Genomic DNA, 15302 nt, shown 5'->3' on the forward strand with positions numbered 1-15302 from the left:
TGCCATAGCTTTTTTTGCCATTTTTCTTTAAACTGGGACTGTGACAGTCGGGGCAGCTGATATCTATTTGTGTCTTCATAACCTCAAATATATCATCTTGCTTTGGCTGTCACCCTCCTTTATTTCTTCAGCATACTTTCTGACACACCACCCAATCATTAACGTAATTATCTATTCATAATAGAGAATAAAAATATGGCAGTCGATTTTAGTAACACGCTCATAGTCGCAATTTCCGCATCTGCACTTTTTGATTTAACAGAAGCAGAAAGCTATTTATTACAATTATTAGAGCAGCGCCCTATCAGCGCTATAAAAGAGTTCCGTGACTATATGGCTGAGCGTGAAAACGACTCTTTAAATATTGGTGCCGGCTACCCCTTGATCAAAGCTTTGCTCAATCTAAATAACTACTGTAATCAATGTCCTGATCCGGAATCAGATATTGAAGCGCCGTTAGTCGAAGTGGTTATTGTCTCAAAAGGTAGTCCAGATACGGGTATTCAGGTACTCAATGCGATCCGTGAACATGGGCTTAACATTTCAAGGTCAGCATTTATTTCGGGTAGCCTTGTTGCTCCTTATATCAAGGATTTTGATGTTGATCTGTTTTTAACCACCAACCGCGAAGATGCGCAGCAAGTTGTAGATGCTAATATCTGCGCTTGTGCGATACTAGACGCAACACCAGTCAATACTTATGAGTTAGACACTAAGCAGCTGCGCATTGCTTTTGATGGTGATGCTGTCTTATTTGATGACTCAGGCGAGCTGCTTTATAAGCAAAAGGGTTTGCAAGCTTTCCACGATCGGGAAGCCGAAATGCGTGATTTGCCAATAGAAAAGGGTCCGTATGCAGAATTATTAATTAAACTGTCCAAAATGCAAGAACGTCTGCCTGCAAGCTTGCATTCTTGCCCTATGAAGATTGCTTTGGTGACCGCACGCAATGCGCCTGCTGATTTACGAGCGATAAAAACGCTGCGCGATTGGGGAGTGGATCTTGACATGGCATTTTTTTTAGGTGGACTGGAAAAGACAGCGGTACTCAAAACTTTTGCACCCCATATTTTCTTTGATGATTCGGTGAAGCATATTAATGCTGCACGGGGTTTTATTCCTACTGCTTTAGTCCCTTATCATTCGACATCGCTACTACACAGCGATAGTTATTTAGTGGCTGATAAAGAGGCGGCACTGTTGGCTTTTAAACCGGTAGAACGCTCACTTTTTGTGGTGAATCATTAAAATATAGCTAAAGAATTCGGACTAAAGGAATAGGATCTTATATGAATTGGCAGCGACTGCTTAGCTTAATTATGTTACGAGTAAAACAGGTTATTGGCTTATATGCTTTTGTTTTAATACCGATGTGGGGCATGTTTTTTCTAAATGAAGTGGCATTATTCGGCATGTGGAATATCTTTGGTATTGTGCCACGTGCCTTAGATCTGGGCAGTATGATAGGGGTATTTGCGTCATGGACAATGCACGGCAATTTTTCACATCTGCTGGGTAATACTGTGACGCTGTTACAAATTTTATTTTTATTTGGACTTTTTGAAAAAAATGCATATCGTACAGTCATTAAGTTAATAGTCGCATCTGGCTTGGTGACGTGGGTAATTGGTTCACCATCGTCCATACACATTGGTGCGTCAGGGCTATGTTTTGCGATGCTCGGTTATATGATAGGTGGGGCAGTCTTCGCACGGCGTTGGGGGTATTTGTTGGCTTGTATTGTGATGGGAGCAGGGTATTGGTTGACTATTAAGCAAGGATTGATGCCGCAGCAAGGTATTTCATTTGCCGCGCATTTTGGGGGTTTATGCGCCGGCTTATTGTTAGGGGCAAACTCAAAACATACTTATACGAAAATGACTAAACGTTATTAGATGTCATCATGACGCTACTATTCCAAATATTTTTCTAGCAAAATGATTTATTATCACTATTCTATGGTTGGATATTTTTATAAATTACTCTGCTCGTCTGAACACACATTGATAAATAACGGATCATCAGTCGTTAAAGGACGCCATTTGGTTGTTTGTTTAACGTGTTCTTTGATAGTTAGTTTGCTGTTTTCTGCTGTTGGTAGTATATAGTCTGCACGCGCAGGGGCAGTACAATCGATGACCTGCGGGATTTTCTGCACACTCAAGCGTCGTTCGAACAAATATAAATCTACCAAGTAGATATCTTGGTTGTCTACTTGAGCACGGGCGTGTCCACTATCGGCGGCTATAAAGCGAAATGTTTGTGGTTTAGCGTACGACCATGGACGGAACCAAGTACTCTCTTCAGCCTTTTTAACCACGGTCACGCCTTCAGGTAGTTGAGCCACTTGCTGATCGTACCAGTTGTATTCTTGGTGTATTTGAAAGGCAAAGATACCGATAGCACCAAACAAGGGAATAAGCCATTTAGGTGCTCGCTTGCCCGCCAGTTTGCTGAGGTGAGTTATGATGAGTGCCACTCCGGCTAAGCCAAATCCAGCAGCTATAGTAGCAATAAACTCAAAAAGCATAAGAGTCGTCCTTAACGCACTGGGCGCAATTAATACCTATTCCTAAAATAAACGAACGCTATCTGGCTTACTAACTATATCAATAGTAGTACTTACGGATATTTTTCTCATTGTTTTTAATTTTAGAAACAGGTTAACAAAATAATCGTTTGTCATAAAATATATAAATAACAACGTTGGAGTAAAAAAATCACTCACAGGCAGCTGCTGCCTGTGAGTGATATATAGTAACAGAAGATACGTTATTTATACCTCACTTGGTGGCTTAGTGGTCGACTGCGCCGCCAGCCCCACGTGGAGAACGTACGCTCTCAACCAGTTCTTGGATATGTAATGGTGGTGGTGCAGTAGCATAAGAAACAGCGAATGCTACGATAAAGTTAAGTAATGCACCGACCGCACCGAATGATAATGGCGAGATACCAAATAACCAATACTCTGCTGTATCAGGGAAGTTTGCAGTACCACTGATAAAGAACCAACCTTTGAAAACAAAGATATAGAGTAAGATACTAATTAAGCCCGTCAACATACCAGCGATAGCGCCGATGCTGTTAATACGCTTAGAGAAAATACCCATCATCAATGCAGGGAACAGTGAAGCACCTGCAATACCAAAGGCTAATGCAACCACCTGTGCGGCAAATCCTGGTGGATTCATGCCCAACCATGTAGCAACAACAATCGCGATACCCATGGTGATACGTGCTACTTTTAGCTCACCTTTGTCAGTAATGTTTGGATTAAGATTCCTTTTAATCAAGTCATGACTGATTGCTGATGAGATAGCTAGTAGTAGGCCAGCTGCCGTTGATAGCGCTGCTGCCAAACCACCTGCGGCGATAAGACCAATAACCCATGGTGGTAACTGTGCAATTTCTGGGTTAGCCAATACGATGATGTCAGCGTTGACATCGAGCTCATTACCAGCCCAGCCTGCATCTGTAAAGCGGCCATCGACTTCTAGATCATGTTCAGCCTGTGCTTTGGCAACGGCTGCTGTTGCTGCTGCAACGTCGCCACCTTCAGCTTCTGCAGCTGTCAAGGCAATCTGTGCTGCACCAAGTCCGCTATCGTTGTATAGCTGGATGCGACCATCATTATTGAGGTCGTTATACTTGATGAGTCCGGTGTCTTCCCATGTTCTCATCCAATCAGGACGCTGCTCATAAGTAAGCGCAGGCTCATCAACACCTTGTGGGTAAATCGTATCGAGTAGGTTTAGACGCGCCATTGCACCTACTGCTGGAGCAGTGAAATATAGCAATGAGATAAATACCAATGTCCAACCGGCTGTCCAGCGGGCATCAGCAACTTTAGGAACGGTGAAAAAGCGAATAATAACGTGCGGTAGACCTGCTGTACCAATCATCAGTGATAAAGTAAATAGCACCATGTTTAGCTTGTTAGGTACATCAGCAGTATAAGCCGCAAAACCTAAGTCAGTAACGACCTGGTCAAGCTTGGTTAGAATAGGAACGCCAGCTTCGACATGGTTTGAGAACAAACCAAGACCTGGAATTGGATTACCAGTCAATTCGAGCGAGATGAAAACCGCAGGAATTGTATAAGCAATCATTAGAACCACATACTGTGCAACCTGCGTGTAAGTAATCCCTTTCATACCACCAAGTACGGCGTAGAAGAATACCACGATAGCAGCAATGATAAGACCTGTATCGTTCTCAACTTCTAAGAAGCGTGAGAAAGCAACACCAGCACCCGTCATCTGACCAATAACGTAAGTGGTTGATGCGATAATCAAACAGACGACTGCAATCATAGCAGCGGTTTTAGAGTAAAAGCGATCACCAATAAAGTCAGGTACGGTAAACTTACCAAACTTACGTAAGTAAGGCGCAAGTAGCATGGCTAGTAGTACATAACCACCCGTCCAACCCATCAAGTAGGTTGAAGCACCATAACCACCAGCTGCTAAGATGCCTGCCATGGAGATAAATGACGCGGCACTCATCCAGTCAGCGGCTGTTGCCATACCGTTCACAACCGGATGGACGCCACCGCCAGCAACATAGAACTCACTGGTGGTACCAGCGCGCGCCCAAATCGCAATACCGAAGTATAAAGCGAAGGACAGACCCACAAAAATAATATTAATCGTAAATTGACTCATAGGGCTATTCCTCGTCTACACCATATTGTTTATCGAGTTTATTCATACGCCAGGCGTAGAAGAAGATTAAGATGATAAATATCCCAATAGACCCTTGTTGTGCAAACCAAAAGCCTATATCAGTACCGCCGATAGCGATACCTGACAATAATGGACGTAACAAGATGCCAAAACCATAAGAGCATATTGCCCAGATGATTAGACTACCTATAATAAGACGGATATTAGCTTGCCAATAGCCGGATGTATCGTTGCGGTTCTCCATAGGACAACTCCTTTTGCCTTACATAAAAACGGGGTTACTGTTTGGAGTCTAGCAAGTCATTGTGGTTTAGCTTCTATCGCCTAGGGCGACATTGTATCTATAAAACAATTATAAAAATTGTTTTATAGACCGCTAAAGCAGAATGACCAACCAGCATTAGTAACCAAAAATTACCAATAAAATGAGTAAATTTTTGCAGTATTTTTTATAAACTAGGGGCTGTATAGAATTCAGCTAAGGAACTGACAAAGACTATTTTTTAGGCAATTCGACGCCAAAAATAGTAAGTTTAGTCATTCTAAGCGCGATAGTTTTGGCTATGAAGTGGCAAAAAATAGTCCTGTTCCTTCGGACTGATGCTAAAATCGCCCCAGACGTTGTTGTAAATCTAGCTAAGGTCTCGACATTACCTTCGATTTACGCCTAGTCTGGAATTATTTTAGCGATCAGCAGTCCTAATAGATGAATTCTATACAGCCCCTAACAGACTATAAAAAATAAACACGTACTGCCTGATACAGCGCGAACGATAAACAGTAAAAATATAATATGTAACAGTATATTTGGTTACTGAAAATTATTTACCCAAAAATAACAACTATTTTGTCAGGTATGACGCTGACCACATTGATTCAGTTTTCGCATAGAAAAAAAAGAGTATATCTAGGAAGGGAGAGGGGATAGGACGGTCCGCTGTCTTTTTCACAATCTTGTCTTCCTGACAAGCGTCTTAATATTTCTGATGCTCTAGTTATTCATGCTCGTAAGCACATAGCAAATCGGTATGAATATATAAAATTTATTTATATAAAATTTATGTGAGCGTTATTCCAAACAATTCGGCATGACTTCTAATAAATACTATAAATTTATTTTTGATAAGTGCCATATCGTCAATAAAACTACTTGAATAGTACGGTAATTATCTCATTCATGCTGCTAAATTGTTACTTAATACATTCTATAGTATAAAGACTATAAGTAACATTTATTTAAGAAATAAATTTATTAAGTTGATAACCAAATATGATAATGACTAACCCTTTAATATCTATATCATGCACATGATGTTTTTATATCAAAATTTTGAGTCAGATTTTCTCGGATTTTGGTAGCTGAAAGACAATATCAATATGACATTTAAACAAGGTATAAAAAGTAATAATGAGGAGTCCGTATGAACGAGGGTGTAGTAGGTTGGCTTAATAGTATCGTAAATTATGGTGTCAGCATTATTTGGGGTAATAACGATTGGTTAATCGCTAGCAATCCATGGTATGGGTTGTTGATGTTCGTATTAATAGGCGCGGGCCTTTACTTTACAGTGGTGACCCGTTTTATTCAGTTTCGACACTTCGGTCACATGTGGCAGTTATTACGGGTTTCTAATCAGGGGCGTAAGGATGGTGGTATCAGCTCATTTGAAGCGCTGATGACCTCCCTTGCTGCTCGCGTGGGAACGGGTAACTTAGCAGGGGTTGCGATTGCTATTTATCTCGGTGGCCCAGGTGCGGTGTTCTGGATGTGGATGACTGCGCTCGTCGGCATGTCGACCAGTTTTATCGAGTCAACGTTAGCACAAGCTTATAAAGTACCGCACAATGACAATGTTTACCGCGGTGGTCCCGCTTACTATATCGAAAAAGGTCTCGGTAAGCGCTGGCTAGCGATATTTTTCTCGCTATGTTTGCTGGTGGCGTTTGGTTTGGCATTTAATGGCGTACAGTCAAATACCATCGCTCAGGCCACCAACGAAGCCTTTGGTGTGCCGACATGGATGACAGGTTTGGTGCTGGTGGTGCTGGTTGCTCCAGTAGTATTTGGTGGTTTGCGCTCAGTCGCTCGTATCGCTGGTAAAGTCGTGCCCATCATGGCGATTCTATATATCTTATTGGCATTGTTTATCATCGTGACCAATTTTAGTCAATTCCCAGCAGCGATTGCGTTGATTGTAAAATCAGCCTTTGGTTTTGAGCAAGCAGCAGGCGGGGTGATTGGTTATGGTATTGCTCAGGCAATGATTAACGGTATCAAGCGCGGTCTGTTTTCGAACGAAGCGGGTATGGGCTCAGCGCCTAATGCAGCGGCAACAGCGAAGAGCCATCCTGACCATCCAGCGGTACAAGGGTTTATGCAAATGCTGGGCGTTTTTATGGATACGCTGGTAATTTGTACGGCGACGGCATCTATTATTATTTTATCAGGCGTGGTCGATCCTAGTGTCGAGCAAGAAGGCATTCAGCTCACTCAATTAGCGCTATCACAGTATGTGGGTGATATGGGCGTCGTATTCGTGGCGATTGCTATTTTCTTCTTTTCATTCACCTCTATCATTGCCAACTATAGCTATGGCGAGTCCAATCTTGAATTTATCTCTGGTAGCAAAAACGCCAAAGTGATGATTATGGTGTTTCGCTTTATGGTGCTAGGTATGGTCTTTGTCGGTGCTATTGCCAGCTTACCTGCCATATGGAACTTCGCTGACTTATCGATGGGTCTGATGGCCTTGGTCAACTTAGTGGCTATTTTGCTATTGTCTCCTGTGGCACTGAGAATATTACGTGATTATGAGCGCCAAGTGAAAGAAGGTAAGACAGGTGAACAAATTACCTTTAATCCTGATGATTTCGTCAAGCTAAAAGACGAAGCCAATCGCGATGCATGGACGGATTAAGTTTAATTATTAAATAGATAAAGACAAAAAAAACCGCTCTTTTTAGAGCGGTTTTTTATTGTAGGCATATTATTTAAGTAACACAATCGTTGTCTTAATCATGATTTACATGTTTGGATAGTTAGGACCGCCGCCGCCTTCTGGGGTTACCCAAGTGATGTTTTGCGAAGGATCTTTGATATCACAGGTTTTACAATGCACACAGTTTTGCGCATTGATAACAAACCTAGCGCCTTCGGCATCTTTCACTACTTCATAAACGCCAGCTGGACAGAATAAACGCGCAGGCTCAGCATATAACGGTAGGTTGATTGAGATAGGCACAGTGGTATCAGTCATTTTTAAATGCGTTGGCTGATCTTCAGTATGGTTGGTATTTGAGATAAATACCGACGACAACTTATCAAACGTCAGCTTACCATCAGGCTTAGGATATTCCGGCTGATAGGCATGGTCTGCGCGCTCTAACTGGTCATAATCATGTAAGTTATCATGAATGGTCAGCGGCATTTTGCCACCCAACAAGTTTTGTTCGATAAAGTTAAACGCGCCACCCATCCATTGACCCATGCGATGCATAGCTGGGGCAAAGTTACGCCCTTCATAGTTGTCTTGATATAACCAAGATTCTTTATACATAGTAGTATAGGTCACTACTTCGTCATGTTGGCGGTCAGCTTGTAGCGCTTCAAAAATAGCTTCGGCTGCTAACATCCCTGACTTTATTGAAGTATGCGTGCCTTTGATTTTGGCAGAGTTTAAGAATCCAGCGTCGTCACCTACCAACACACCACCTGGGAAGGTGAATTTTGGTAATGAGTTTAGACCACCTTTAGTGAGTGAACGCGCCCCATAAGAAAGACGTTTACCACCTTCTAAAACGTTGCGAATGACCGGATGTAATTTTAAACGCTGCATCTCATCAAATGGTGACATGTAGGGGTTAGAGTAAGAAAGATCAATGACAACACCGAAGCTGACTTGGTTGTTTTCATCGAAGTATAACCACCAGCCACCAGAAGATCCGGTATCGCTTAGTGGCCAACCTGAGCCATGCATGACGACGCCTTGCTCATGCTTTTCGGGATCAATATCCCACAGCTCTTTAATGCCGATCGCGTAATGCTGGGGATCGCAATCTTTATCAAGGTTAAAGCGGCTGATTAGGCGCTTGCCTAAGTGACCACGAGAGCCTTCGGCAAAGATAGTATACTTAGCCAGTAATTCATAGCCGGGCTCAAAGCTTGGCTTAGCATCGCCATTTGCCGCTACACCCATATCACCAGTCAATACCCCTTTAACTGAGCCATCATCGTTATATAAGATGTCGGCAGCAGGGAAGCCTGGGAACATCATGACTTCTAGCTCTTCGGCTTGAGCCGCTAACCAACGAACGACATTACCCAATGATGCAATATAATTGCCTTCGTTGTGCATGCTGGCTGGAATAATAGAGTCCATAAGCTTGGTCGATTTAGTCGCTGACCCTAGCATGTACACGCGATCTTCAGTGACAGGGACGTTAAGCGGTGCGCCTTTAGCTTTCCAATCAGGTATCAGCTCGTCTAAGGCTCGCGGCTCCATAACTGCACCGGATAAGATATGAGCACCAAACTCAGAACCTTTTTCGACCACAGCGACCATGAATTCATCGTTGCCCGCTGCGATAGCGAGCTGACGCAGACGAATAGCAGCAGATAGCCCAGCAGGGCCACCACCAACGACGATAATATCGAATTCCATTGATTCGCGCTCAATCTCAGGCTCTAGCGCAACAGGTTCTGCTACTGGCTCTGGTGCCTTGTCGATAGTGACTTTTTCAGAGTCAGGTTCAACGATTTGTTCTTCTACAGCAACTTCTTCAGTGGCTGGTGTTTCTTTATCTAGATTCGCCTTCTCTGTCACTACTGGTGCGTCAGTATTCACAGTGTCACCATCAATGACTGGCTTTTGAGTGTCTTGCTCTTGCATACCTACTCCTAAACTTTTAGTGGCTTATCTCAGGGCATCATTAGCTTAACAATTGAATAATAAACTTGCAGCGCTAACTTCACTCAGACATATGGCTGCCCGATAAAAACTGTCTTTGCGGCATTAGTTGACCACGTTACTGTCGAAATCTCTGTATTCAATGTATTCAAAGATATCAACGCATACGTAAAATCTGTCATTAATACAACACCTAATTGACCATTTTAATAAAAAATCGTTACTCATTATAAAAGAAAAGTCCTACAAACACGATACGCATTTATAAGTATCAGTGTTAAGGTAAGATTGAGATAATGAGGGTGCTAAGATGATATGGTTTCATCATACCCGAAACTAAAATTTATAGTAACGTTAGATTTACCAAACTTTGAATATTAAGTTTTAATACTAAGTCAGAGGTTATGTGATGAATAACAATAACAACAATACGATCAAAAATAATGAAAGTGGTGCTGAAACCCCAAGTAGCGTGTCATCTGCCCCAAATGATATAGAGGCCCTCAGCCAATATTTAAAATCTACCGCTGGCAAACGGGAAGGTCGTAGCATACCACCATTAGAGAAGTGGCATCCTGAAAACAGTGCTGATATGGATCTAGTCATAAAAGCCAATGGAGAGTGGTGGCATGAAGGTGGGCATATGACCCGCGAGTCATTGGTCAGCTTGTTTGCCACTATATTATGGAAAGAGGACAATAACGGCGTCACCGAGTATTTTTTAAAGACACCAGTACAAAAGCTGCGTATTCAAGTCGAAGATGCGCCCTTGTTGATTAATGATGTGGGCATTGTCAATGAAAATGAGACGAGTTGGTTGGAGTTTACCACGACGACTGGCGATGTGGTACGTTTAGATGATGAGCACCCCATTACATTAAAGGCGTATAATCCTAAAGACAATGACACGAACCAAACGCTCGCTGGGGTAGGCAATACAAGCAATCAAAACGTAGCAACCGAAAAACAGATACGTCCTTACATGGCGGTTAGAAATAGTTTGACCGCACTTATCGGACGCAACACTTTTTATCATTTGACTGAAATTGGTGAATTGACAGAGCAAGATGGTGAGACGATACTCACTTTGCAAAGTGGTGGGAAACACTACCAGTTATCAATGCCAACCAGCTAATAACCCATCTAGCATTTGCCAAAATGCAGCGATATTAAAATACAGCGATATTAAAATAAATGGTATCAAAATAATGACAGGTCTATCAGGATGGCGGTAACAGAACGATGAATATTGCCGCAAAAAAAGTGGTTAGTGAGATGCAAACCCAACCAGCCGCTTTTACTAGCAACGCTTTTGATAAAGCGGTGGTTAATAACAATCGCAGTGCCCCCATCGGCTTGTTTGATTCGGGTGTCGGTGGCCTCTCCGTTTACCTACATTTAGCGCAGCAGCTTCCTACTGAGCGCTATGTTTATTATGCCGATACGTTAAATGTGCCTTATGGCAATCGCGACAGTGCAGATATCGAAGCCTTGACTTTGATAGCAGTAGAATGGTTGTATCAGCAGGGCTGTAAGCTGATTGTCATCGCTTGCAATAGCGCCTCAGCTTATGCTTTGGAGGCCGCAAGGCGCAGTTATCCGCAGCTGCCTATTGTCGGTTTGGTGCCTGCATTGAAACCCGCGATATTGGCCAGTCAAAGTGGTCGTGTGGCTGTGTTAGCAACCAAGGCAACGTTGAATGGAGTATTGCTTAATGACGTCATCACCAACTTTGCCCATCCTAACGGTACGATAGTGACAAAGTATTTTGATCCAAACTTGGTACCGTGGGTAGAGGCAGGGATGCCAGAACAAGATGCTACGGCCCGACTTATACGCCAGAAATTACAAGCATTTGCAAGTGATGGCGTCGATCAATTGGTACTCGGCTGTACGCACTATCCGTTTTTTAAAGCGTTTTTATTGAGTGAGATTACACAGCAGCAATTATCGATGCAGATCGTCGACTCAGGACAGGCAATTGCTGAACGGGTTAAGCAACTATTAGTCATAAATAAGCTGTCTGCACTGAATGAAAGCGGGACAAATAGCGGGCACTCAAAATTAATCAGCCCGACAAAGGTAGATTCTCGAATACCATTGGTTTTTTATGCAACCAAACATGATGAGAGACTTAGCGCTTTAGTGGAGGGTCTACTGGGCAAACAGACAATATTGCAATACTATTCTGATTGGTCTGGTTAGATATTGCCGAATACCCTTAATGGCAATATGGAGACCATAATCTTGCACGATGTTGCTATAATGATAATAAATTAAGCCCAGCCTTATAAGTTTGTGCTAGGCTGTGCAAAATAAGATATTTGTGCTTTTTTATATCATTCCCTTTTATGTGATGACCTAAGTTTAGGGGTAATTGTGCCAAACCGTCGCTATCATATTCATGTCATATGCGCTGACAACGACCAATTGCTTGTTTTGGATAGCTTAGCGATATTTTTTCAGGCGCGGGCGTTCTTAACCTATGACGTATCGAGCCAGTTGCCAAAAGCATCGTTATATGGTCGACAGTGTATAGATGCGTGTGATTATGTATTAATGGTCGTCGGCGACAGCTATGGTACGGTGCAAAAAAACGGTGTCAGTCAAATGCATTTGAGCTATTTGAATGCCAAAGCCAAGCTCAAACCTTTACTCATATTGGTTAAAAGTCATCATCAAGATGCTAATATCAGTCGTCAGTTGCAAGAGTTTGTTAAGTCAGTGACTCGGCAAAACAGTCAAATATATTATTATGATACCGTAGTTGATATCGAAAAACTGCTCGTACAAGCTTATTATAATACGGTGGGCAATCATGTCGTAAATGGTGGCTGGATAAGAGTCAGTGAGGAGATGATTAAATTTAGTAAGCAAACTGTCTCTGAAAGATTGTCTGACCTAATATCCAACCATAAAACGTTTACAAAAGAAGCGCCAGTGGTTGAGGAACGGGTAGTAGATAATATCAGTAACCCACTGGTACTGACCGAAACCTTTGATATTCAGTATAGCGCTCATGCTTATGAAGGTGGGAATTTAACGACTGTCACTCGGTCAATGACATTAACGTGGAAAGAGGTACTGATCGCTTTGATGAAAACACCAGCGACTTTTACTAGCTATGGTTTACATAATACCTTCAATCGCTTGATCGTCTCAAGAGCAGAGCAGGATATAAAACAAGATATGCCAAATGTTCATGCTGTCTCACGCTGTCAAATCTCCCAAGAGTCTTTGAACCATTTACAGCGCCAGTTGGTTAGCGCCAATTGGATACAATTAACGACCTACGGTACTCGAGTATCACAAGAGCTTTGGAAGCTTACTTTTTATGCAAAAAATTTATTTAAAGATGAATGCCCTAAAACCCAATAAGTAGCAATCCTCGCAAGCCATCAATTTCACCGATATCTCGAAATACTTATCACCATATATTTTATAGTCATTATATTCACCATGATGACTACGTTTTGTAATACAAAGCATACGCGTCAACGGTTGTGAATTGGCTCAATACTCGTGATAATGACACTATAGACAAAGAGTATTATAAATAAAAAATGATATTTGACCCATCGTTGAGCTTAAAATTAAAAATGTACCAACCGTAATATATTTATAATAATGGTTAATTAAGGAGAGCCTATAATGAGTAACTCTAAAAATGATGAATTAAGAAGTGAACTGGATAGCTTAGAAAAGTCTATGCACGATGCCAATCAGTTTCATACGTTGGAAGAACAAGTAGCCGATATGAAGCGTCGCGGTATCGATCCTAGCAAAGCCTATAAAGATTTGGATAGAAAAGAAGAAGATGCAGATTGGGGCGATGCCACTTGGAAAGAGAATGGTAAATGGAAGCCAAAAACGCCAGCCGACTTAGATGATAAAGCGCGTGAGAACTGGGATGGGGATAATGGCAAACCAAATCCACCACCTATCGTTTAAGTTTTTTAAAATATTGGGTTGTTCAAATAGATAATATAAGCCCATAAAATACAAGCACAAACAAAAGCCACGCTATTATTAGCGTGGCTTTTGTTTGCTATAAAGCAGTTTGAATTATGAACCCTCATCGATACGGATGAGCTTTACAGCACCATCAGCGTCGGTGACACGGCGATATCGCGTGTTACCAGAAGTGGATGGTTGAGTAGCAGAGGGTTGTGTTGAATTACTATTAGGAGTGCTAGTTTGCTGTTGAATAAGCTGCCCCATACGGTCGGCAGGAGCAGGGTTTAAGGGTTGGCTATTCGATGGCTGCTGGTATTGATTGCCGGACTGGCCTCTATTAGGTGTCGAATTGCCAATAATGGCGCGATAGAAGTTCTGTCCTGCGCGACCATCAGCAGGAGAGATACCCTTACTGGTTTGGTATTGCTGGATAGCCGTACGGGTATTGTCACCAATGATGCCGTCGACATCGCCAATATCGTAACCAGCGTCCAATAATGCTTGTTGAATATCTTTGGCTTGCTGACGGCTGATACCAGGATCGTCTGTTGGCCAAGCAGTCATAAAGTCAGTTTTGCTGCTGTCCTCACGGGTGATTAAATCTGATAAATGGGCGATTGCCAGCGCATAATTTTCTGAAGCGTTGTATGAATAAAACGTATCGAAGTTTTTACCCACCAAAAAAGCAGGGCCATCTTTGCCAGCAGGCAACATTAAGCCCGCACTATTTAAATCATAAGGCAGAGGACTGCCATTGGCTAAGGTCAAACCTTGATTGCGCCAGTGGCTCATCGATTTTTTGTCTTTGCGGTTGGAAGCTGCCCAAAATCCACTGGGCAATTTAACTTCATAACCCCATGGCTCACCAGTTCGATAACCACGATTGTCCAAGAAATTGGCGGTAGAGGCCAATGCATCGGGCACGCTATTGACTAAGTCGCGACGACCATCACCATCGAAATCTACTGCCAGCTCTAAAAAGGTACTGGGCATGAACTGGGTTTGTCCGAAAGCACCTGCCCACGAGCCTGTCATATCACTGGGTGCGATGTCACCTTTTTGGACGATTTTTAAAGCATTGGCGTATTCGCCTTGGAAATAGCTTTGACGACGATCAAAACAAGACAACGTCGCTAGAGACTCAAACAAGGGCTTTTTACCCAAGGTTTGCCCGAAGTTTGACTCCACGCCCCAAACCCCTAATACGTGCTCAGCCTTTACTCCGTAACGCGATTCAATTTTACGTAGCGTATCGCTCCATTGATGCTTGGCACGGATACCATCTTCGACACGCTCTTTGTCAACCAGTGATGAGAGGTAATCCCAGACATCCTTTTGAAACTCTGGCTGATAGTTTAACGATTGAATCACGCTAGGGTCTGGCTCGCTTGGACGGTAGTTATTAAAAGTGAAACTGTCGACACCACGAAATTTACTAGAGTTTTTTAGACCATCTAGACATTGTTGAAACTCGCTATTGGATAGATTAGGTGCTGGTGGCTTAGCGGCTTGGGCGGAGCTAGCAAAACTTAGCCCAACAGCAAAGCTAAGTAGCGATAAAGTAGAAACTGGAGTCAAACGCATGACAATATCCTATAAACGTCAAAGTGGTCATTAAAGAGGGAAGCAAAGCTGATTGGTGCAGTATGGACTTAGAGTAACCAATCTAAATAGTAAAGAAAAGGTATCGCAGCACTCTGACCCCTGCCGTCAAATCCGTAGAACCAAACTTGGGAGATTTTAATTACGCAGC

General features: G+C 42.5%; 12 protein-coding genes. 7 read left to right on the top strand and 5 right to left on the bottom strand.

The features are described 5' to 3' along the window. Nucleotides 1-195: 195 nt before the first annotated feature. Nucleotides 196-1248, top strand: a complete 1053-nt coding sequence (locus EI161_RS09725; RefSeq protein WP_192524134.1) for a 5'-nucleotidase — start codon at nucleotides 196-198, stop codon at nucleotides 1246-1248. A gap of 41 nt (nucleotides 1249-1289) precedes the next feature. Next, nucleotides 1290-1895, top strand: a complete 606-nt coding sequence (locus EI161_RS09730; RefSeq protein ID WP_192524133.1) for a rhomboid family intramembrane serine protease — start codon at nucleotides 1290-1292, stop codon at nucleotides 1893-1895. Nucleotides 1896-1972: 77 nt separating this feature from the next. On the opposite strand, the gene EI161_RS09735 is transcribed toward EI161_RS09730, so the two are convergent. The 3 genes from EI161_RS09735 to EI161_RS09745 form a co-directional block, all read right to left on the bottom strand. Continuing rightward, a complete protein-coding gene (locus EI161_RS09735) occupies nucleotides 1973-2530 on the bottom strand; it encodes a hypothetical protein (RefSeq protein ID WP_192524132.1) in 558 nt (185 codons plus the stop codon). Between the two features lie 265 nt (nucleotides 2531-2795). Continuing rightward, complete coding sequence (locus EI161_RS09740; RefSeq protein ID WP_192524131.1) at nucleotides 2796-4664, bottom strand: sodium:solute symporter family protein; 1869 nt, start codon at nucleotides 4662-4664, stop codon at nucleotides 2796-2798. A 4-nt stretch (nucleotides 4665-4668) separates the two neighbouring features. Continuing rightward, the gene (locus EI161_RS09745) at nucleotides 4669-4929 is read right to left on the bottom strand and encodes a DUF4212 domain-containing protein (RefSeq protein WP_192524130.1); all 261 of its coding nucleotides are present in this window, start codon (nucleotides 4927-4929) and stop codon (nucleotides 4669-4671) included. Nucleotides 4930-6106: 1177 nt separating this feature from the next. On the opposite strand from EI161_RS09745, the gene EI161_RS09750 reads away from it, so the two are divergent. Beyond that, nucleotides 6107-7603, top strand: coding sequence for an alanine/glycine:cation symporter family protein (locus EI161_RS09750; protein WP_192524129.1), 1497 nt, complete (start codon nucleotides 6107-6109; stop codon nucleotides 7601-7603). Between the two features lie 105 nt (nucleotides 7604-7708). Here the strand turns inward: EI161_RS09750 and EI161_RS09755 are convergent, their stop codons facing one another. Continuing rightward, a complete protein-coding gene (locus EI161_RS09755; protein ID WP_192524135.1) occupies nucleotides 7709-9346 on the bottom strand; it encodes an electron transfer flavoprotein-ubiquinone oxidoreductase in 1638 nt (545 codons plus the stop codon). Nucleotides 9347-10001: 655 nt separating this feature from the next. Between EI161_RS09755 and EI161_RS09760 the strand changes: the two genes are divergently transcribed. The 4 genes from EI161_RS09760 to EI161_RS09775 all read left to right on the top strand — a co-directional run bounded on the left by EI161_RS09760 (nucleotide 10002) and on the right by EI161_RS09775 (nucleotide 13543). Next, the gene (locus EI161_RS09760; RefSeq protein ID WP_192524128.1) at nucleotides 10002-10727 is read left to right on the top strand and encodes a DUF1285 domain-containing protein; all 726 of its coding nucleotides are present in this window, start codon (nucleotides 10002-10004) and stop codon (nucleotides 10725-10727) included. A gap of 107 nt (nucleotides 10728-10834) precedes the next feature. Next, nucleotides 10835-11797 (top strand): glutamate racemase, encoded by a 963-nt coding sequence (gene murI, locus EI161_RS09765; RefSeq protein WP_192524127.1) that lies wholly within the window; start codon nucleotides 10835-10837, stop codon nucleotides 11795-11797. 174 nt (nucleotides 11798-11971) lie between these two features. Further along, a complete protein-coding gene (locus EI161_RS09770; protein ID WP_192524126.1) occupies nucleotides 11972-12970 on the top strand; it encodes a DUF4062 domain-containing protein in 999 nt (332 codons plus the stop codon). A gap of 273 nt (nucleotides 12971-13243) precedes the next feature. Further along, on the top strand, nucleotides 13244-13543 hold the full coding sequence (locus EI161_RS09775) for a hypothetical protein (RefSeq protein ID WP_192524125.1): 300 nt from the start codon (nucleotides 13244-13246) through the stop codon (nucleotides 13541-13543). A 114-nt stretch (nucleotides 13544-13657) separates the two neighbouring features. On the opposite strand, the gene EI161_RS09780 is transcribed toward EI161_RS09775, so the two are convergent. Continuing rightward, nucleotides 13658-15133 carry a lytic murein transglycosylase gene (locus EI161_RS09780; protein WP_192524124.1) on the bottom strand — a complete coding sequence of 492 codons (1476 nt, stop codon included), beginning with the start codon at nucleotides 15131-15133 and terminating at the stop codon, nucleotides 13658-13660. Nucleotides 15134-15302: the final 169 nt, after the last annotated feature.

Origin of the sequence: Psychrobacter sp. FME5, from assembly GCF_014861375.1 — a bacterium.
Classification (GTDB): domain Bacteria; phylum Pseudomonadota; class Gammaproteobacteria; order Pseudomonadales; family Moraxellaceae; genus Psychrobacter.

What these genes read in the sequence shown, in the direction of transcription:
- EI161_RS09725 (WP_192524134.1), top strand. Translation starts at nt 196, where the DNA reads ATGGCAGTCGATTTTAGTAACACGCTCATAGTCGCAATTTCCGCATCT.
- EI161_RS09730 (WP_192524133.1), top strand. Translation starts at nt 1,290, where the DNA reads ATGAATTGGCAGCGACTGCTTAGCTTAATTATGTTACGAGTAAAACAG.
- EI161_RS09735 (WP_192524132.1), bottom strand. Translation starts at nt 2,530, where the DNA reads ATGCTTTTTGAGTTTATTGCTACTATAGCTGCTGGATTTGGCTTAGCC.
- EI161_RS09740 (WP_192524131.1), bottom strand. Translation starts at nt 4,664, where the DNA reads ATGAGTCAATTTACGATTAATATTATTTTTGTGGGTCTGTCCTTCGCT.
- EI161_RS09745 (WP_192524130.1), bottom strand. Translation starts at nt 4,929, where the DNA reads ATGGAGAACCGCAACGATACATCCGGCTATTGGCAAGCTAATATCCGT.
- EI161_RS09750 (WP_192524129.1), top strand. Translation starts at nt 6,107, where the DNA reads ATGAACGAGGGTGTAGTAGGTTGGCTTAATAGTATCGTAAATTATGGT.
- EI161_RS09755 (WP_192524135.1), bottom strand. Translation starts at nt 9,346, where the DNA reads ATGGAATTCGATATTATCGTCGTTGGTGGTGGCCCTGCTGGGCTATCT.
- EI161_RS09760 (WP_192524128.1), top strand. Translation starts at nt 10,002, where the DNA reads ATGAATAACAATAACAACAATACGATCAAAAATAATGAAAGTGGTGCT.
- murI (WP_192524127.1), top strand. Translation starts at nt 10,835, where the DNA reads ATGAATATTGCCGCAAAAAAAGTGGTTAGTGAGATGCAAACCCAACCA.
- EI161_RS09775 (WP_192524125.1), top strand. Translation starts at nt 13,244, where the DNA reads ATGAGTAACTCTAAAAATGATGAATTAAGAAGTGAACTGGATAGCTTA.
- EI161_RS09780 (WP_192524124.1), bottom strand. Translation starts at nt 15,133, where the DNA reads ATGCGTTTGACTCCAGTTTCTACTTTATCGCTACTTAGCTTTGCTGTT.